General features: G+C 71.0%; 14 protein-coding genes, 1 tRNA gene and 1 pseudogene. 9 read left to right on the plus strand and 7 right to left on the minus strand.

From position 1 onward, the window contains the following. On the minus strand, window positions 1–458 hold a 458-nt coding region (locus ACTHJJ_RS08750; protein ID WP_440302559.1), incomplete at its 3' end, for an OsmC family protein. 23 nt (window positions 459–481) lie between these two features. Beyond that, window positions 482–1,672, minus strand: coding sequence for a PucR family transcriptional regulator (locus ACTHJJ_RS08755; RefSeq protein WP_440302560.1), 1,191 nt, complete (start codon window positions 1,670–1,672; stop codon window positions 482–484). Window positions 1,673–1,771: 99 nt separating this feature from the next. Here ACTHJJ_RS08755 and ACTHJJ_RS08760 point away from each other — a divergent pair, with 99 nt between their 5' ends. From ACTHJJ_RS08760 to ACTHJJ_RS08770, 3 genes are read left to right on the plus strand one after another with little or no spacing between them, the layout of a single operon-like run. Beyond that, complete coding sequence (locus ACTHJJ_RS08760; protein ID WP_440302561.1) at window positions 1,772–2,851, plus strand: ferredoxin reductase; 1,080 nt, start codon at window positions 1,772–1,774, stop codon at window positions 2,849–2,851. 13 nt (window positions 2,852–2,864) lie between these two features. Next, a complete protein-coding gene (locus ACTHJJ_RS08765; protein WP_440302562.1) occupies window positions 2,865–4,097 on the plus strand; it encodes a fatty acid desaturase family protein in 1,233 nt (410 codons plus the stop codon). Continuing rightward, window positions 4,087–4,776, plus strand: a complete 690-nt coding sequence (locus tag ACTHJJ_RS08770; protein WP_440302563.1) for an HAD family hydrolase — start codon at window positions 4,087–4,089, stop codon at window positions 4,774–4,776. The genes ACTHJJ_RS08765 and ACTHJJ_RS08770 overlap by 11 nt, the downstream gene beginning before the upstream one ends. 101 nt (window positions 4,777–4,877) lie before the next feature. Here ACTHJJ_RS08770 and ACTHJJ_RS08775 read toward each other — a convergent pair whose 3' ends face one another. After that, a complete protein-coding gene (locus ACTHJJ_RS08775) occupies window positions 4,878–6,479 on the minus strand; it encodes a N,N-dimethylformamidase beta subunit family domain-containing protein (RefSeq protein ID WP_440302564.1) in 1,602 nt (533 codons plus the stop codon). Window positions 6,480–6,519: 40 nt separating this feature from the next. Between ACTHJJ_RS08775 and ACTHJJ_RS08780 the strand changes: the two genes are divergently transcribed. Further along, entirely contained in the window at window positions 6,520–7,797 is a 1,278-nt protein-coding gene (locus ACTHJJ_RS08780) for an aconitase X (RefSeq protein ID WP_440302565.1), read from the plus strand. Then, entirely contained in the window at window positions 7,778–8,224 is a 447-nt protein-coding gene (locus tag ACTHJJ_RS08785) for an aconitase X swivel domain-containing protein (RefSeq protein WP_440302566.1), read from the plus strand. Before ACTHJJ_RS08780 ends, ACTHJJ_RS08785 begins: the two co-directional genes overlap by 20 nt. A 372-nt stretch (window positions 8,225–8,596) precedes the next feature. On the opposite strand, the gene ACTHJJ_RS08790 is transcribed toward ACTHJJ_RS08785, so the two are convergent. Continuing rightward, complete coding sequence (locus tag ACTHJJ_RS08790; protein WP_440302567.1) at window positions 8,597–10,033, minus strand: GuaB1 family IMP dehydrogenase-related protein; 1,437 nt, start codon at window positions 10,031–10,033, stop codon at window positions 8,597–8,599. A 108-nt stretch (window positions 10,034–10,141) separates the two neighbouring features. Between ACTHJJ_RS08790 and ACTHJJ_RS08795 the strand changes: the two genes are divergently transcribed. The 3 genes from ACTHJJ_RS08795 (at window position 10,142) to ACTHJJ_RS08805 (ending at window position 14,342) form a co-directional block, all read left to right on the plus strand. Further along, complete coding sequence (locus ACTHJJ_RS08795) at window positions 10,142–13,417, plus strand: ATP-binding protein (RefSeq protein WP_440302568.1); 3,276 nt, start codon at window positions 10,142–10,144, stop codon at window positions 13,415–13,417. An 89-nt stretch (window positions 13,418–13,506) separates the two neighbouring features. Beyond that, entirely contained in the window at window positions 13,507–14,028 is a 522-nt protein-coding gene (locus ACTHJJ_RS08800) for a hypothetical protein (protein WP_440302569.1), read from the plus strand. A gap of 240 nt (window positions 14,029–14,268) precedes the next feature. Next, a tRNA-Phe gene (locus ACTHJJ_RS08805) sits at window positions 14,269–14,342 on the plus strand. Window positions 14,343–14,420: 78 nt separating this feature from the next. On the opposite strand, the gene ACTHJJ_RS08810 is transcribed toward ACTHJJ_RS08805, so the two are convergent. From ACTHJJ_RS08810 to ACTHJJ_RS08820, 3 genes are all read right to left on the minus strand, one after another. Next, window positions 14,421–15,305, minus strand: a complete 885-nt coding sequence (locus ACTHJJ_RS08810; RefSeq protein ID WP_440302570.1) for a MurR/RpiR family transcriptional regulator — start codon at window positions 15,303–15,305, stop codon at window positions 14,421–14,423. 104 nt (window positions 15,306–15,409) lie between these two features. Beyond that, window positions 15,410–16,894: a M14 family zinc carboxypeptidase gene (locus ACTHJJ_RS08815; RefSeq protein ID WP_440302571.1), complete on the minus strand. Its 1,485-nt coding sequence runs from the start codon at window positions 16,892–16,894 to the stop codon at window positions 15,410–15,412. Between the two features lie 376 nt (window positions 16,895–17,270). Then, the gene (locus ACTHJJ_RS08820) at window positions 17,271–18,218 is read right to left on the minus strand and encodes a DMT family transporter (protein WP_440302572.1); all 948 of its coding nucleotides are present in this window, start codon (window positions 18,216–18,218) and stop codon (window positions 17,271–17,273) included. A gap of 166 nt (window positions 18,219–18,384) precedes the next feature. Here ACTHJJ_RS08820 and ACTHJJ_RS08825 point away from each other — a divergent pair. Continuing rightward, a pseudogene (locus tag ACTHJJ_RS08825) lies at window positions 18,385–18,692 on the plus strand (amidohydrolase); the annotation flags it as partial.

The raw sequence follows: 18,692 nt of genomic DNA on the forward strand, positions 1-18,692 counted from the left end.
TCGCCGTCGAGGACGACCACCGTCGGGTCGAGCACGATCTGCGACGTGACCGAGCGGGCGATGAAGCACTCCTCGTGGCCGCGCTCGAGCAGCCGCACGACCTCGGCCGGGTCGGTCCCGGCCGCGACGGTGACCCGGGGCCGCAGCGTGATCGTCGTGATCCGCATCGGCTGGTCACGTTTCGACATCGTTCCCCTCGCGTCGTCCGTGTAGTCGAGCACCTCGATGCCGGCGTTGGCCGCGACGGCGAGGAACGACAGCAACTGGCACGAGCTGGCGGCCATGACGAGCAGCTGCTCGGGGTTGAGCCGGCTCGGGTCGCCGAGGAAAGCCGGGTCGGCCGTCACCTCGGTCTCGAGCCCGGCCGGTCCGACGAGGTGGTTGCGGCTGTACGAGCAGTAGCCGTCCGCGGTCGTTCCGTTCCAGCGCAGGGTGACGTCATACACGTGATCAGGCATGCCGCGAGGGTATGTCGCTGGGTTCAGCGGTGGCCGGCGCGGAGCACGAGCTCGAGCTCGAACCGCGACTCGGGGTCGTCCAGCGCCTCACCGAACAGGTCCTTCAGCTGACCGACCCGGTATCCGACCGTCTGCGGATGGACGAACAGCTCCTCGGCGATCGGGTTGCGCTGCCCGTGGTGACGCAACCAGGCGAGCAGGGTCTCCGCGAGCCGCTCGCGGGAGCTCGGCCGGACCTGGTCGAGGGGTGCCAGCACCCGGGCCGCGAGATCGGCGAGCGCCAGTGGTTCGGCCCGGACGACGAGCTCGGCCAGGTGCTCGGCGACCCAGAGGGGCGGGGCGGTGTCGGCGTCCTGGGCGTCGCGGTCGACGAGGCCGTGGGCGCCCGCCGCGACTGCGAGGTGCAGCGACTCGGCGGCCTTGGCGAGCGGCCGCGGCGGTCCGACGATGGCCCGGCGGCCGCTGAGGGCCCGCTCGAGGTCGCGACGCCGCGGCATGGGGGGCGCGAAGGGGTGGACGACGACCACGTCCGTGCCTCGCTCCGCAACGAGCGCCTCCGGCCCGAGGGCCGAGCGCAGCCCCTCGACGTGCGGGAAGGACACGGTCGCCACCACGACGACGTCGGGCAGGACCCAGCCGACGGCCGCCGCGGACCGGGCGACACCGGTCTCGCTCGCGTCGCCGCGCAGGATCATCTCGAGCAGCTCGCCGCGGAGCCGCTGGTGCTCGCCGGCCCGCTCGGACTGTTCGGAGGCGTAGCCCTGCGCCGTCACCGCGGACAGCTCGTCGATGTAGGCGAAGATCGACTCCCCGAGCGACAGGAGCACCTCCGGCTCGAGCCGGTCGAGCGGCAGGGCCTGGGAGATGGCGCGGAACGTGACCCGTGCGCCCGCCCGGTAGGCGCCGAGAAGGGACTCGAGGCTCCGTCCCGCCCGCACCTCGCCGCGTCCGAGCCGCTCGTAGACCCAGATGTCCTCCTCCGAGAGGGCCGGCAGCCGGGTCCCGGGCAGGTCGAGGAAGCGGTGCAGGGCGACGGAGACCCCACGGCGGACGCCCTGGCCGAACCGGCCCTCGAGGGGCATCGCGTAGACCGGCACGTCGCGCGGGATCGTCCCGATGATCAGCTCGACGATGTCCGAGATGAGCGGTCGGATCGACGAACCCACTTCAGCCGGCAGCGACAACCAAGGCGGATCCGTGGTGCCTTCGGCCATTCCACCTCCCGGAAGTTTGTCGCGACGCAATAGATTCTCTCCGGAAAGGATACGTCTCGCCACGAGAGTGGAGGGCCCTGTTCGGGGCACAGTAGGAGCATGGTCCCGTTCCCTGCCCTGCGGCGCATGGCGTCCCTGTTGTTGACGCCGCTCGAGCCGGAGGATGTGCTCGGCCTCGTCAACCCGCTCGCCTCTCATCGCCAGCTGCGTGGCGTCGTCACCAAGGTGACGCGAGAGACTGCCGAGTCGCGGACCATCCACTTCCGGCCGGGTCGCGGCTGGAACCCCCATGCCGCCGGCCAGTGGGCCCGGATCGGCGTCGAGATCGACGGCGTCCGGCACTGGCGCAGCTACTCGCTCTCCGCCCCCGCCGGCTTCGACCCGGCCATCACCGTCACGGCCATCGGCATGGTCTCGACCGAGCTCGTGCGCCGGACCAAGGTCGGCGACATCCTCTTCCTCGACGTGCCGCAGGGCGACTTCGTGCTCCCGCGCCACCCGCGGCCGCTCCTCATGCTCACCGCCGGCAGCGGCCTGACGCCCGTCATGTCGATGATCCGCACGCTGGTCCCGCGTCGGCCGGACGCCGACGTGGTCCTCATCCACTCGGCCCGCACCCGCGCGGACGCGCTCTTCCACGACGAGCTGCTCGAGCTCGCCGACCAGTTCCCCGGGCTCAAGGTGGCCCACTGGTTCACCCGCGAGGCGGACGGCCGGCGGCTGGACCTCACCGACGCCACCGACCTGGAGACGATCTGTCCCGACTGGCGCCAGCGAGCGGCATACGCGTGCGGTCCGGCCGACTTCCTCGACGCGGCCACCGCGCTCTGGGACGCGGCGGCCGCGGAGGGCGCCGCCGACACGACGAGCGAGCTGACCATCGAGCGGTTCGCGCCGGCACTCCTCCCCGGAGCGGGCGGCGAGGGCGGGCTCGTGACGTTCGAGAAGTCCGACAAGGAAGTCGACGCGCCTGGCGACTGCACCCTGCTCGATGCCGGGGAGCAGGCCGGCGTCGTCATGCCGAGCGGGTGCCGCATGGGCATCTGCCGCAGCTGTCTCACCCCCCTCGTCGCGGGCCACGTCCGCGACCTGCGCACCGGAGAGGTGCACGGTGAGGAGGGCGAGCTGATCCAGACTTGCATCAACGCCGCCGCAGGTCCCGTCCATCTGGACATCTGAGAAGGGAAGCCATATGACCGTCACCGCGACACCGCCCCAGCGCAACGAGATCCGGCCGCGCAAGCCGATCCTCGCCCCGAACGGCGGCACCGCGGTCAGACCTCCGGCCGCCGCCCACCTGAGCGACGAACAGGTGGAGCAGCTCGGCCGAGAGCTCGACGCGATCCGTGACGGCGTCATCGCGACCCGCGGTGCCAAGGACGCTCGCTACATCCGCCGTGTCATCAAGCTGCAGCGCTCCTTGGAGCTGGCCGGCCGGATCACCTTGCTGTTCTCGAAGCGCAAGGCGGCTCTCGTCGCCGGCACCGCGATGATCAGCGTTGCCAAGATCATCGAGAACATGGAGATCGGCCACAACGTCCTGCACGGCCAGTGGGACTGGATGCGCGACCCCGACATCCACTCGACGACGTGGGAGTGGGACTTCGTCTCCCCCGCGGCGACGTGGAAGCACACCCACAACGACCTGCACCACACGTGGACCAACGTCGTGGGCAAGGACAAGGACGTGGGCTACGACCTGCTCCGGATGGACGAGGACCAGCCGTGGACCCCGCGTGCGCTGGGCAACCCGCTCTACAACCTCATCCTCATGCCCTTCTTCGAGTGGGGCATCGCCATCTACGACCTCGAGCTCGAGGCGTGGCGTCAGGGTGAGAAGCCGACCGCCGACCTCAAGCGCGACCTCAAGCTGACCGCGAAGAAGGCGCTGGGCCAGTTCACCAAGGACTACACCGCGACGCCGCTCGCGGCGCAGCTCGTGTCCCGGTCCGGGCGCAACGCCCTGATCGGCACCTTCGCGGCGAACTGCATCCGCAACATCTGGGCGCACGCCGTCATCTTCTGCGGCCACTTCCCGGACGGGGCTGACACCTTCACCGAGGAGATGATCGATGGCGAGACCCGGGGCGACTGGTACATCAGGCAGATGATCGGCTCGGCCAACATCTCCGGCAGCAAGCTGATGCACTTCATGACCGGCAACCTCAGCCACCAGATCGAGCACCACTGTTTCCCCGACCTGCCGAGCAACCGCTACGCAGAGGTCGCGGTGCAGCTCCGTGAGGTCTGCGAGCGCTACGGCCTGCCCTACACGACGGGCCCGCTCCCGCGCCAGGTCTACCAGGCATGGGCCAAGGTGTGCCGGCTCGCGCTGCCGCCGAAGCGGCTGCCGAAGCAGAGGGTGAACCAGGCCCCCGTCACCGCGCGTCGCGGCGCGTTGCCCATCGCCGCCCGTGTCCTCTGAGCGCAGCCGCATCGCGGCGTTCTTCGACCTCGACCGAACCCTGATCCGGGGTTCGGCGAACTACCCGCTGGCCATCGCCGCGTTCCGGGCGGGTCTCGTGCCGTGGCGCGAGCTCGCCGCCGACACCGTCAACGCCGTCCGCTTCAAGCGGCACGGGTCGACGGATGCCGGCTCGGCGGAGCTGCGGGAGCGGATCCTCCGTGCAGTCAAGGGAATCCGCCAGTCGGACATCATCCACCTCGGCGACCGCGTGACGCCGGGGCTGGTCCGCCGCCTCATCCCGCAGGCCGCGCGGCTGCTCGCCGAGCACCACACCCGTGGCGAGGACCGGGTCGTGGTCTCGGCGAGCCCGATCGAGCTCGTGGGCCGGTTCGCCGAGGCGCTCGGCCTCGAGGGCGCCGTCGCGACGCGGGCCGAGCTCGACGGCGAGGGTCGCTACACGGGACGCCTCGCGGGCGAGTTCTGCTACGGCAAGGGCAAGGTGATCGAGATCGAGAAGCTCGCCGCCGAGCGGGGCTACGACCTCGCGCAGTGCTACGCCTACAGCGACTCGCTGAGCGACCTGCCAATGCTCGAGCGCGTCGGCAACGCGGTGGCCGTCAACCCGGACAAGGAGCTTCGCGTCCTGGCCGCCGACCGGGGCTGGCCGGTCGTCGAGGTCGGCCGCCGGCGCCACTGACCCCTGCTCCCGACCTCCTCCCCCGGGTTGAGGTATTCCGGTGCGCCCTCGTGACACCGGAATACCTCAAAGCGGAGAGTGGGAGGAGGAGCGAGGCCCAGTCAGGAGCGGGCGACGGGGCCACCGCTGCCGGTGCTCGTGGACGGCGAGGCGCCGATCGAATCGAGGTTGCCGCGCGCCGCATGAGCATGACCGAGCGGCCCGGCCGCCATCGCGGTGAAGAGCCGGCTGGTCACCGTGCGGGCGAACTGCACCGAGGCCGAGTCGATCCGGTGCTTGGGGCTCGGTCCCCGCAGCGCGGTGCACCAGCCCATCGTGCCGACCGAGAGGACCCCGGCCCCGCTCGAGGTCGTGTAGTACGTCAGGTCCGAGTGGGTCGGCGCCTTGCCGGCGATCGGCACGGGCGAGTGGGCCACGACCTGCAGGTTCGGGGGCGTGCCGTGGATCGGGTAGGCCCGGTCGATCTCCGTCGCGACGAGCCCGGCGACCCGGTCGCCGCGCTGGAGCCCGAGGCCGGCGAGGAGGAAGAAGTCCGGATCGTGCACGACGAGGTCGGCGTCGGCCGGGAACGCCTCGTAGAGCATGCCGGTCAGCGAGTTCTCCGGGTCCGGGTGGGGATCGGCCCGCCACATCGCCGTCGAGTCCGGCCGTCCCTTGACCGGGTCCTCCGCGGCGGACTTATAGCAGGTCAGCAGCCGCCCGGCACCGTCGAGCCGCACCCGCCAGTAGTCCGCGTTGGCACCGAGGAAGGCGAGGTTCGTCCCGGAGCCCCGGGCCTGCTCGACCGCGTGGCGCATCGGGATGCTCCAGTACTCATCGTGCCCGAGACTGACCACGCCGGCCGCCCCGGCGAGGGCGCCCGGATCGTGGTGCACCTCCCATGAGGTCAGGTAGGCCAGGTCGAGGCCGAGCTTCTCGGCGAGCTGGACCGGCCCGATCTCGAAGTTGAGCACCTGCAGGGCGCCGACCTTGTCGTAGGGCCGGTCGAAGCTCACGGCGCGAGCCCGGGTCCCGAAGGTCCCGTCCGGCCCCTTGTAGAGCGAGTGCCCGCCCCACTGGTTGTAGGCCTGGTAGCTCGTCACGGCGGAGACGAGGACGAGCCGGCCCCGCGTCGAGGTCGAGCGAAGCGTGAGCGGGACGTAACGGGCCTTCCCGCCGGCGTCGAGGCGCAGCAGGTAGCTGCCCTCCGGCCAGCCGGCCGTCGCGACCCGGGTCGTGACGGGCCACGCGCACCGCACCGTGCCGAGCGCGTCGGTCGTGGGCGCGGCCTGCCGTTTGACCGAGATCGGCTGTGAGCGCCATACGGACCGTGCGCCGGTGCCGCCGTAGTAGCCGAGCCGGTAGGCGGTCACCGTGACCGGCCCGAGGACGCTGCTGAGCCGCAGCGGGACGTCCTCACCGGGCAGGACGCTCACGGTGTCCGTGTAGCCGGCCAGATCCTGCTCCCCGGCCGCTCGGGCGGCCGGGATCCGCCAGGCGCCCGTTCCGGTCCGGGCGTTCTCGGCGCGCACCCACCCGGGGTCACGTGCCGCAGTGGTCCCCGCCTGCGACGTCCCCGGAGGCGGCGCGCCCGCGGTCCCCGAGCCGGTGGCGGCCCGGTTGGGGCCTGCCGGTGGACTCGTGCATGCCGCGACGAGGGCCGCCCCACCCGCGAGGAGGACCGCCCGCCGTGGGATGTCGCTCCCCGTTCCGCGCTGGGCCACCCGGTCAGGGTAGAGCCGGTCCCCATGAAAGCATCGGCGCATGGCCGTGACACTGACGCCCGACGAGCAGGCGATGCTCGATGGCAGGCACGGCCCGGGCACGGCGATGGCGATGCGGGTCGTCGTCGGCCTCGCCCGGGTCCGCGGGGCCGAGCGCCTCGTCGAGATCGGCTCCGCCCACATCGACGGCTGCCTCTACCACGGCCAGGTCGGCCTCGACTTCGCCGAGCGGCTCCGTGACCTCGGTGCCCGTGTCACCGTCCCGACGACGCTCAACGTCGGCTCGCTCGACCTGCTCCACCCCGGCCTCGTCCGCGGGGACACCCCGGAGGAGCGCGAGACCCGGGACAACGGCCGGGCCCTCATGGACGCGTATGTGGCCCTCGGCGCCCGCCCGACGTGGACCTGCGCCCCTTACCAGCTCGACGCCCGGCCGGGCCTTGGGGAACACGTCGCGTGGGCGGAGTCGAACGCCATCGCCTTCTGCAACTCCGTGCTCGGTGCCCGCACTGACCGCTATGGCGACTTCCTCGACATCTGCGCCGCGGTCACCGGGCGCGCGCCCCTGGCTGGGCTCCACACCGATGCCGCGCGCCTCGGGGACGTCCTCGTCGACTGCACCCGCGTCCCGGAGCACGTCCTGCGCCTGGACCTCACGATGCCCCTCCTCGGCTACCTCGTCGGTTCCCTTGTCGGCACGCGCAACCCAGTGCTCCTGGGATTGCCGGCGAACGTCGGCGAGGACGGCCTCAAGGCTTTCGGGGCAGCGGCCGCCTCGTCCGGCGGCGTCGCGATGTTCCACGTCGTCGGCGTGACCCCCGAGGCGCCAGACGTCGACTCCGCTTTCGGGCCAAACGGCCCCACCGCGCAGGTCACCATCACGAGCGACGACCTCGGCCGCGCCCGCCGGGAGCTGACGACTGCGGCCCGTTCGCGGCTCGACGTGGTCAGCGTCGGCACCCCCCACGCCTCGGTCGACGAGATCGCCTCCCTCGCAACACTTCTCATGGATGGCCCACCGATCGACCCGCACGTCGACTTCTATGTCTCCACAGGCCGATCCGTGTTGGCGGAAGCGAAGCGGCTCGGTCATGTGCGCACCCTGGAGGAGAGCGGCATACGGATCGTCGTGGACACGTGCACCTACGTCACGTCCGTCCTGCGCCCCGACGCGCGTGTCGCCATGACGAACAGCGGCAAGTGGGCGCACTACGCGCCCGGCAACCTCGGCATCGACGTCGTCATCGCAAGCCTCGCCGAGTGCGTCGAGTCCGCCCGCGCTGGAAAGGTGCTCGTCGATGACGATCTCCTCCGCTGACACCGCCCACGGTATGCCGCTCACCGCGGTCCCGCTCCACGCCGGCTCAGCGCGGGGTGAGGTGCTCCACCTCGACGCGCCGCTGTCGTTCTGGGGCGGCACGGACCACCACGGGCGGATCATCGACGCGCACCATCCCCAGCACGGCGCGTCCGTGACCGGCCGGGTCCTCGTCATGACAAGTGGTCGCGGCTCGAGCTCGAGCTCCTATGTGCTCGCCGAGCAGCTGCGCCGCGGCACCGGCCCGACCGCCATTGTCCTGGCCGAGGCCGACGCGATCATCGCGCTCGGGGCCCTCGTCGCCGACGAGCTCTACGCGATCGCGACCCCGGTCGTGCGGGTCTGTCCAGGCGAGCTGGCCAGCCTGACGACCGGCCTTCGCGTCACGGTCGTCGCCGACGCGGAGAGCGCGTCGATCACGGTTTGACCGGTTTGCGCGCCCGCCCAGGGGGCAGGTCAGACCATGGAGCACTGCCGACCACACACGAAGCAGGTGACCGTGATGACGGCCGACCGACCTGGCCTCAGCATCCCGCCGACGCCGCCGGAGCCGGCACCCCCCATACCTGGGGAGCCCCCTCCCCCGGGCCCCGGCCCCGTGCCTCCCCCGCCCATGCCGGAGCCCGTCCCGCCCGGCCGGCCGCAGCCGACGCCACCGGGCCCGACGCCGGGGCCGGAGCCCTACCCGACGCCGTCGCCCGAGCCGCAGCCGAGCCCCGAGGGCCCCTGAGCAGGCGACTGAGGCGCAACTGAGTACCCAGCCAGCACGCCCTGAGCGCGAAGGGACCGCCCACATCCCTCACCAGGAGGTGTGCAGGGGGCGTCCCTCCGCGTAGCCGGCTGTGCTCTGGATCCCGACGACCGCCCGCTCGTAGAACTCCTCGAGGGTGCGGGCACCGGCATAGGTGCAGCTCGAGCGGAGGCCGGCGATGATCTCGTCGATGACGTCCTCGACCGAGGGGCGCTCGGGGTCGACGTACATCCGGGCAGCGCTGATGCCCTCCTCGAACATCGCCTTGCGGGCCCGGTCGTAGGCGGTGTCTGAGGCGGTCCGGCCCAGCACGGCCCGCGAGGAGGCCATCCCGAAGGACTCCTTGTACTGGCGTCCGTCGGTGTCGGTGTAGAGGTCGCCGGGCGACTCGAGGGTGCCGGCGAACCACGACCCGATCATGACGTTCGAGGCACCGGCCGCCAGGGCGAGGGCGACGTCGCGGGGGTGCCGGACGCCGCCGTCGGCCCACACGTGCCTGCCGAGCTCGCGTGCGGCGGTCGCGCACTCCAGGACCGCGGAGAACTGCGGCCGGCCGACCGCCGTCATCATCCGGGTCGTGCACATCGCGCCCGGCCCGACGCCGACCTTGACGATGTCGGCCCCCGCCTCGATGAGGTCCCGCGTGCCCTCGGCCGACACGACGTTGCCCGCGACGACCGGCACGGTCGGGTCGAGGCCCCGGACCGCGCGGAGTGCGTCGATCATCTTCTCCTGGTGCCCGTGGGCCGTGTCGATGACCAGCAGGTCGACCCCGGCGTCGAGGAGGGCCTTCGCCTTGGCGCCTACGTCGCCGTTGATGCCGACCGCGGCGCCGACCCGGAGCCGGCCCGCGGCGTCTGTCGCCGGCTGATAGAGCCCGGAGCGCAGGGCGCCCGCCCGGGTGAGGATGCCGGCCAGCTGACCCGTGGCGGTCACCACGGGGGCCACCTTGCGGCGCGACTCGGAGAGGTGCTCGAAGGCTCGGCGGGGGTCGATGTCGTCGGGCAGCGTGACGAGATCGGTGAACATCACGTCACGGACCTGCGTGTAGCGGTCGACCCCGGTCAGGTCCGAGTCGGTGACGATGCCCACCGGCCGGTGGTCCTCGACGACGACGGCTGCCCCGTGGGCCCGCTTGCCGAGCAGGACGAGCGCTTCTCCGGCCGTCGTCGTGGGCGCGAGCGTGATCGGGCTGTCGTGCACGAGGTGGCGGCTCTTGACCCACGAGACGACGTCGGCCACCACGTCGAGCGGGATGTCCTGGGGGATGATCGTGATCGCGCCACGACGGGCGACCGTCTCGGCCATGCGCCGGCCGGCGACGGCAGTCATGTTTGCCACGACAAGGGGGATCGTCGTGCCGGAACCGTCGATCGTCTGGAGGTCGACGTCGAGGCGGCTCGTCACGGACGAGCGGCTCGGCACCATGAAGATGTCGTCGTAGGTCAGGTCGAAGGTCGGCATCAGGCCGTTGAGGAACTGCACAGGATGCCACTCTAGAACGAACTCGCGCGGCAGTGTCTCCAGCGCACAAGGAACAAGACGTCGCAACAGGAGTCCGTTTCTGCACCGCCGTCGGCTTAGGCTCAGGACGTGACGGAAAGCGACAGTCCGCCGACCCTCGGTCGGGGCGGGCAACAAGAGACGGTGTGGCAGGAGGCGATCCTGCGCTATGGGGGCGAGCTGGGGCAGAAGCTCCTCGAGTACGACTGGGCGGCCAGCCCGCTCGGCCCGATGGACGAATGGCCCGAGAGCCTGCGCACCGCGGTCAGTCTCTGCCTGACCTCGCGTTTCCCTCTCCTCGTGCTCTGGGGGCCCAAGTTCGCCCTCATCTACAACGACGCCTACCTGCCGATCCTCGGCGGGACCAAGCACCCGGCGGCCCTCGGCACACCCATGGAGGACGTGTGGCCGGAGCTGCGCGGCGAGCTGCTGCCCCTGCTTCAGGAGGTCATGGCCGGGCAGGGGCCGATCGCCGCTGAGGACCACCGGTTGCGGCTCGACCGCAACGGCTACCTCGAGGAGGTCTTCGTGACCTTCTCCTACAGCCCCATCGTCGACGACGAGCAGCACGGCGAGGTGGGCGGGATCCTGTGCGCGGTGACCGAGACGACGCGCCACGTCGTCTACGCGCGCCGCGTCTCCGTCCTGACCCAGCTGGCCAGCCAGCTCGTCGACCTGCCCAATGCCACGGAGGTGTGCGCCGTCGCCGGGGACATCCTCGAGGCGAACAGCTCGGACCATCCGCTCGTGGCCGTGTTCGAGGTCGTCGACGGTGTTCCGGTGTCGACGCGCAGCCATGTCCATGACCCGAGACGCGAGCTGCTCGCGGAGGTGGCCCAGCAGGCGGTCTCGACGGGTGAATCTGTCCGCGTCGAGCTGGTGCCGAGTCCAGAGTCGCCAGCCGACCTGGCCGACGGTGTCGTCACCGGCGTCGCGGCGCTGGAGGGGGCCGTCGAACCGGTGTCCGCCCTACACGCCATCCCGGTGCGGGTTCCGGGCGTCGAGGGCCCGACGGCCGTCCTCGTCGTCGGGCAACACCTGCAGCGCAGCTCCGACGACGCCTACGAGCCGTACCTGACCCTCGCCGCCCTGCACGTGCGCACGGCACTGACGGGCATCCACGAGCTCGACGCGGAGCGTCAGCGGCGCAAGGCGCTGCAGGAGCTCGATGCCGAGAAGAGCCTGTTCTACACCAACGTGAGCCATGAGCTGCGCACCCCGCTCACGCTCATCCATGGTCCGATCGAGTCGCTGATCCAGGACCCGGCGACGCCCGGGCAGGCGCGCGACCAGCTCGAGCTCGTAGAGCGCAACGTCAACCGCCTGGCCCGGATGGTCGACGCGATGCTGGACTTCAGCCGGATCGAGGCCGGCGGCGTCCACACCGAGCTCGTCCCGGTCGACGTGACCGCCGTGACGCGCAGCCTCGCGTCCGCCTTCGAGTCGGCGTTCGCCCAGGCGGGGATCGCCTTCACCGTGCACTGCGACGAGCTGCCGGGCCCGGCCTTCCTCGACCAGGACATGTACGAGCGGATCGTGCTCAACCTGCTCTCCAACGCCCTCAAGTACACCCCCGAGGGCTCCGTCAATGTCGTCCTGCGCAACCGGGACGACCGCTTCGATGTCGCCGTGTCGGACACCGGGGTCGGCATCTCGCCCGAGGACCAGGAGCGCATCTTCGGCCGCTTCGAACAGCTGCCGAAGCACCCGCGCGCCAGGGCGCACGAGGGAGCCGGCATCGGCCTTGCCATGGTCAAGCAGCTGAGCGAGCTGCTCGGCGGCGAGGTCTGGGTCCACTCCCAGCCGGACGTCGGGAGCACCTTCACCGTCTCGCTCCCCTACGAGCCCGGAGTGGGCGCACCGGTCCCGGAGGCGCGGCGCCGGCCCAACGTCAGTCGCCGCGACGCACCTTCCTTCCTTGCCGAGACGACGACCTGGCGCGGGCTGCAGCACGAGGAGACCAAGCCCGCCCCGCTGCTCCCGTCCGGCGCAGGGTCGGCCCCGCGGCTCCTCGTCGCCGACGACAACGCCGACATGCGGCACTACCTCGAGGGGGTTCTCTCCGACTACGCGGTCGAGGTCGTGGCCGACGGCCAGACCGCGCTCGACCGATCTCGCGTCGAGGTGCCCGATCTGGTCCTGGCCGACGTCATGATGCCCGGCCTGGACGGCTTCGCTCTCGTCAAGGAGCTGCGGGCCGACCCGCTCACGAGCGACGTGCCGATCATCCTGCTGTCGGCCCGCGCCGGCGAGGACGCCACGGCCGCGGGGCTGGAGCGCGGCGCGGACGACTACGTGGTCAAGCCGTTCTCCGTGTCCGAGCTGCGGGCGCGGATCGCGAGCAACCTCGAGCGCGCCCGCTCCCGCATGCGCGACGCCGCCTGGCGACGCGCCGTGATGGGGTCGCTCCAGGATCCGCTGGTCATCGCGGATCCCGAGGGCCGGGTCATCGAGGTCAACGCGGCGTTCACCGACCTGCTCGGCTGGGACCTGTCCGATGGGCCGATCGAACCGCCGCACCCGTGGTGGCCGACGGCCGAGACCGACGCGCAGGCGTTGCTGCGGCTCCAGGAGGCTCTGGCGCAGTTCCGTCCCGACGAGCCCTTCAGCGCGGAGGTCGAGCTGCGCACGAGGGCGGGTCGCCGGGTCTGGGTGCGCGCGGCCGGCCGACAGGTCGAGGGCGGCCCCGACACCGAGCCGCTGGTCGTCATCACCCTCCGGGACGTGACCCGCCTGCACGAGGCGCGCAGCCGGCGAGAAGCGGCGGCGCGGCTGAGCGCCGAGTTCGGCGCCGCTGAGGACCTTGAGCAGGTCCTCTCGGCGGCCGTCGCCGGGTTCACCGAGCTCTTCGACGGCGACACGACCGTGCGCGCCACCGCTGGGCGCCACGATGCCCTCTTCACGGCAACCGGCCCGGTCCTCTCGGCAGACCTGTCCGCGAGCCTCGTCGAGGCGCTGGCGGGCGACCCGACCGCAGGACCCCTCCGGGGCCCGGTGCCGGGCATCCTGATCGCGCCCAAGAACGACTCGGCCGAGTGCCGCGCGTGGGTGCAGTTCCCGGCGCCTCGTCCGGTCGGCGCGGACGAGCGGATCGTCGGCGACCTGCTCGCCCAGGCCTTCGCGCTCGCCGTCGACCGGGTCGTGGCCGCCGGGCAGTTCGCGGACCGGGAGGCCAACCTCCAGCTCGCGATCGAGAGCCAGCGGCACATCGGGCAGGCGGTCGGCATCCTCGTCGAGCGCCACCGGATCACCCCGACGGAGGCGTTCATGCGGATCAAGCGGGCCAGCCAGGATCGCAACATCAAGCTGCGCGAGCTCGCCTCCCGGATCATCGAGACCGGCGCGGAGCCGTCCGACGCCGAGTGACACGGGGACGTATGCCGCTGAGCCCGCTCAGCGGCATACGTGTCTCCGGGGGTCTTGACCGCAGAAACTTGCGGAGTAATCCTGATTACATGATTACGAAGGAAGGGGAGGAGCGGGTCCGCGGCTGGTTCACCGGACGGTTGCCCGAGCCGTGGCGCATCGCCCCACCCGAGATCACCATCGACCGCGACGAGATCACGGTCGTGCTCACCATCGAGGACGTCGACCTGCCCGACGGCTCGAGCGACGCCGAACGCGCCGAGGCCCGTGCCGGGCGCGCGAAGGCCTTCCGCGAGGACACCCGCGAGCACCGCATCCGGATCGCCCGCGAGGCCGAGCACCGGTTCGACCGCAAGGTCTCCTGGGCGGTCCGGGTCGGGGACCGGACCGAGCTGTTCACCCACGTCGCGGCACCCACGATGACGCGGCTGCGCCAGCCGGAGCGGCTCGTCCTCGACACCCTCGTCGACGCCGGCGTCGCCCGCTCGCGGGCGGACGCGCTCGCCTGGTGCGTCCGGCTCGTCCGGGAGCACGAGGGCGACTGGCTCGGCGAGCTCCGCGATGCGATGGAGCACGTGGCCGACGTCCGCGACCGCGGCCCCTCCGCCTGACCGTCGACCGGTCGCTTTCCCCCAGTCGATCGGCCACTTTGCCCCGGTCGATCGGCGACTTTGCCCCGGTCGATCGGCCACTTTGCCACGGTCGATCGGCCACTTTGCCCCGGTCGACCGGTCACCATCCCTCCGTGGACCGGTCACTGCTCCTTGGTCGCACGGTCACGGGTGAGCCACCAGCCGGGCCGATTTGAGGAGAGGGCCCAAGGGTCCGCTATAGTTCCTCAAGTTGTGCCCGGCCAGGTAGCTCAGTTGGTACGAGCGTCCGACTGAAAATCGGAAGGTCGGCGGTTCGACCCCGCCCCTGGCCACAATCCCGAAACCGCAGGTCAGAGCCCTCTGACCTGCGGTTTCGTCTTCCCCTGCTCGCCCGCCCAAGTCGCCGAGTGTCACGGCTCCAGGAAGGTCCGGCGTTCGGTGGCGCGCATGTCGAACTCCTCGAGTCGGCGGTGGGCGTCGGGGCCGAGGACGTCGAGCATGCTGTGCAGGAGCGCCGAGCACAGCACGGTCGGCGCAGCGTGGGAGTCGAACACGGCATACGAGCTGACCGGGGCCGTCAGGACGTCCTCGGCGAGCTCGATGAGGCCGCCGATCGGGCGGTCGGTGATCAGCACGACGTGCAGTCCGAGCTGGCGCGCAGACGTCAGTCCCTCGGCCAGCTCACGCGGATAGCGAGGCATCCCGATGGCGAGGACCGTGTCGGCGCCTGCCTCCGCCGCCTGGATCAGGCCGTCCTCCAAAGCGGATCCGGGCGCGTCGAGCACCCGGACGTCCGGCAGCACCTTCGCAGCGAGGTACCCGAAGAAATGCGCCAGCGGGGCCGAGATGCGCAGGCCTATGACGGGCAGCGGCCGCGATGCTGCCAGCCGACTGGCAGCGCCCCGAAGGTGATCCGCGTCGCCAAGGCTCTCCCGCAGCCGTTCGAGGTCGCGGATCTCGCTGCTGACGAGCTCCTGATACTCGTTGAGCTCCTGGCGCTGGCTCTCGGCCGCGGTCCCCGCGAAGACAGCACGTCGCAGCGCATCCCGGAAGTGTGGGAACCCATTGAAACCCAGGGCCACCGCGAAGCGGGTGACCGATGGCTGGCTGACTCCGGCGCGCTCGGCGATCTCCGTGCCGGTCAGGAAGACCGCCTCGTCCGTATGGTCCAGGAGGTATGCCGCGATGCGGCGTTGCGAGGGCGAAAGTCGAACGTCTGCGATGAGGGCACGAAGACTTGCCGCCGCCCGTGCCGCATCCTGGACCGGCAAAGGTTCGTGCTTCGGCTCCGGCATCCCCGCTCGCTCCTTCCCGCCTCGCGCCTCCGGCGATCGCCCCTTCGGGCGGCGCGCGGGGCAGCCCGTGGAGGGACTGCCCGGCGCGTCGCGGCTCTCGTCCGCTACTTCTTCGGACCGTTGCCGTTGAAGCGGGTCTTGCACTCCTGCAGGCGAACGTCGACGCGTTCGCCGCGGTCGACCGTCACGTGCACGGTCTCCAGCACCTCGCCGCTCGGGCGGGCACAGGTCAGCGTCCAGCTCTCCTTGAGGAACTTGCCCTCACCCGTGGCGAGGACCCCGTCCTTCGTGTACGCCGGCTCGGGGCGCACCGACGGGTTGACGTGCCACGTGAACTTGCCGTTCGTCGGGGCGACGATGCTCGACTGGAGATGCGTCGGCACGGCCTGCGGCGGGTCGATCACTCCGCCTGCCTGCTTGATCGGCGCGGTCCACAGATCGAAGTCCTTCGTAACCGTGAGCACTGCGCCCTTCGGCGCGGTGCCGGTGATCACCGAGTGGCCAGCCGGGTCCGCCGCATACTCCAACGCGACCATGAACGCCTCGCGGTTCGACTTGCCTGCGTAGCGTCCGCTGCCGTTGTAGTCCTCGATCACCTCGGAGTACGTGTTGTTCGTCGACTGCGTCTTCATGATCTCGAAGGTGAAGCCGAGGCCGCGGGTGGCGTAGTACGACCAGTCGGGCGTCTCGCCGGTGGTCTCGTAGTCGAAACCGGACTTCATGCCGGTGTAGCCGTTCTTCGCGGTGATCGCGTCACTGAGTGCGGCGTAGATCGCCTCGTCCGGCGCGTTACCCGCGCGCTTCTCCAGCGGAGGACGCAGCACCGTGTGGCCCGACGTGTGGTTGGTGATCAGTACGGTGGCCTGGGTGGACGTGGTCAGGTCCATGATGTTCTGCACCTCGGGCTCGGAGCCCGGCCCGGGGCCTCGAGTCGTGGCGTTCGACCCGGCATTGCTGCCCCACCCGAAGGGGTAGTTGCGGTTGATGTCGATGCCACCGCTGCTGGCGCAGGTCGGCGACAGGCCACAGCTGGTCCGCCGGTTGATGACGAACCCGTCGACGTTGACGACCGGCACGAAGATGACCCGTGCCTCGTCTAGCAAGCGCGTGACCTGCGGGTCCTGCCCGTCGTTGTTGATCAGGTCGTAGGCAAACTCGATGGTGTGCTCGCCCGACGGCCACTCGTTCCCGTGATGGATGCCCATCATGAGCAGGACGGGCTTGCCGTCGGCGGCGCCCACGTCATGCGTGACCTCGATGCCGTACACCGACCGGCCCTGCCGGGTCTGGTGCGGGAGCGTGATGTGCTTGACGAGGTCCGGGTGCGCCTTGCTGAGAGCGACCATCTCGTCGTTGTAGTCGGCAATCGAGCGGTATGTCGTGCGCCCGCTTGGCAGCGCGCCGATCCCTTGGTCCGCGAGCTGGTCCGCGAGCATCTGGACAGCGGGAGGGCTGTCTGCAGGACCGGCGAAGCTCGTTGTGGCGACGGGGACGGCGACGGCCCCGACGAGCCCCAGGCTGAATGCGAGCGTCGTTGCGCGCTTCTTGAAATTGGCCCCGGAGCGGTGGTGTGAGTTGCTATGGGTCATGCAAGAACCTTCCGAAAACTGGCGTGATCTGGACCTTGCTCTTTCTCCCCTGACTCCAATTGCATCTTTCTGTTTGAAAGATTTCACGCAGTTTGTTGACTGAATGAGGGAATGTCAACCCCTGTCGTGCCGGTCCGGGGCCGTAATGTCCCGCCATCCGTTAAAGACTTGGTACGGACTTCTCCGATCCGACAACCTCCCCGTCGCTCCACGGCTCTAGTAGTTGCACGGCGTTCAACGACGAGCGCCCGAAACGACAGGGAGAACTCGTGAGAGCACGTCAGCTTCTCGGGGCAGCAGTGGCGGCCGCCGCGCACCCGCCGACCGTCCGGACGAAGTCGCCCTGACGATGCGGCCCGGTCAGGGCCAGCGCGCCTCAGCCGCCCACGCCCACCGACTCGCCGGCTCGATCCCTGACCATCACAGCCGGTCGCTCGCTGCGGCGCTCGTGCAGGGCCAGGCCGATCACCGACCCGAGCACGATCGCCAGGCCGACCCACTGGCTCGCCGCCAACGAGCCACCCAGCACCGTCACCCCGACGAGCGCCGCCGTCAGCGGGAAAGCCAGCTCCGCCAAGGTCGCCCGGGACGCCGGCGTCGTCCGCAGCCCCCGGTAGTAGAGCAGGAGCGCGAGCAGCCCGGGCACGAGTGCGAGCACCCCGACGCCCCACGCCGCGCCCGTCCCGATCGCGAGCGGCACGTCCGTCACGAGCGCGATCACCGCGAGCGCCACCAGCCCGACCGCGAACCGCAGGGCGGTCACCTGGGCGAAGCCGAGCTCCTGGCTCGCCGCGCGTCCGAGGACGGTGCCGGCCGCCCAGAGGGCCGCGGCCCCGAGAGCCAGCCCAGCGGCATACAGGTTGTTCACCCCGACGGCGAACGGGTCGGGGAAGCTCAGGAGCCACGCGCCCGCGAGCGCCGGCACGGCGAACCACGCGAACGAGCGGCGCAGCCGCTCCCCCAGCAGCAGCGCGGCGAGCAGGAGCGCGATGAGCGGCTGGAGCTTCTGGAGCACCTGCGGCGTGATCGGGTCGCCGAGGCGGAACGCGGAGGTGAAGAGCGTGGTCGCGAGCGCCGACGACCCAGCGCCGATGACGAGGACGCTGACCCGGGTGCGCCAGCTCGACTGGAGCACGGCACGTACGGCGCCGACGAGCCACGGCGACACGAGGAGCACGAGCACGACGTGCTCCCAGAACACGACGGCGACCGAGGGGTACTCCTTGGCAAGCGGGTCGCGCCAGATCGCGGAGAGCCCCCAGAGGCTGGCGGCGAGGGCGATGAGCCAGGTGCGGTCGGCGCGGCGGGTGCGGAGGTCGGCCATGCGGGACACCCTATGATCACGCGTATGCCGCTCAGCCGGCTCACCCTGTCAGCGCCCCGTGGGCGCACTCACCGCCCTCCCAAGCAGGGCAACTAGGCTCCTCGGATCAGGCCCGTGCCTGGCCTCCCGGCCGGGCCGGCTCACACAGTCGATCAAGGAGCACTCCATGGCGACGACAGCGGCTGCAGCGGTGCTGGACCGGCTCGACGAGATCCGCCCCGGGCTCGAGGACTTCTACCGCGACCTGCACGCCCATCCCGAGCTCTCGCACGAGGAGCACCGCACCGGCGACAAGGTGGCGAGCCGGCTCACTGCGGCGGGTTTCGAGGTGCACTCGGGCGTCGGCGGGACCGGCGTCGTCGGCATCCTCCGCAACGGCGACGGACCGGCGGTGCTGATGCGCGCCGACATGGACGCGCTCCCGGTCCACGAGGCGACCGGCCTGCCCTACGCGAGCACCGAGACGGCGACCAC

The sequence above is a fragment of the Intrasporangium sp. genome (assembly GCF_051961875.1).
Classification (GTDB): Bacteria; Actinomycetota; Actinomycetes; order Actinomycetales; family Dermatophilaceae; genus Intrasporangium_A.

Coding starts and splice junctions, on each gene's coding strand:
- ACTHJJ_RS08800 (WP_440302569.1), top strand. CDS start 13,507: ATGATTACGAAGGAAGGGGAGGAGCGGGTCCGCGGCTGGTTCACCGGA.
- ACTHJJ_RS08760 (WP_440302561.1), top strand. CDS start 1,772: ATGGTCCCGTTCCCTGCCCTGCGGCGCATGGCGTCCCTGTTGTTGACG.
- ACTHJJ_RS08755 (WP_440302560.1), bottom strand. CDS start 1,672: ATGGCCGAAGGCACCACGGATCCGCCTTGGTTGTCGCTGCCGGCTGAA.
- ACTHJJ_RS08785 (WP_440302566.1), top strand. CDS start 7,778: ATGACGATCTCCTCCGCTGACACCGCCCACGGTATGCCGCTCACCGCG.
- ACTHJJ_RS08815 (WP_440302571.1), bottom strand. CDS start 16,894: ATGACCCATAGCAACTCACACCACCGCTCCGGGGCCAATTTCAAGAAG.
- ACTHJJ_RS08780 (WP_440302565.1), top strand. CDS start 6,520: ATGGCCGTGACACTGACGCCCGACGAGCAGGCGATGCTCGATGGCAGG.
- ACTHJJ_RS08765 (WP_440302562.1), top strand. CDS start 2,865: ATGACCGTCACCGCGACACCGCCCCAGCGCAACGAGATCCGGCCGCGC.
- ACTHJJ_RS08810 (WP_440302570.1), bottom strand. CDS start 15,305: ATGCCGGAGCCGAAGCACGAACCTTTGCCGGTCCAGGATGCGGCACGG.
- ACTHJJ_RS08820 (WP_440302572.1), bottom strand. CDS start 18,218: ATGGCCGACCTCCGCACCCGCCGCGCCGACCGCACCTGGCTCATCGCC.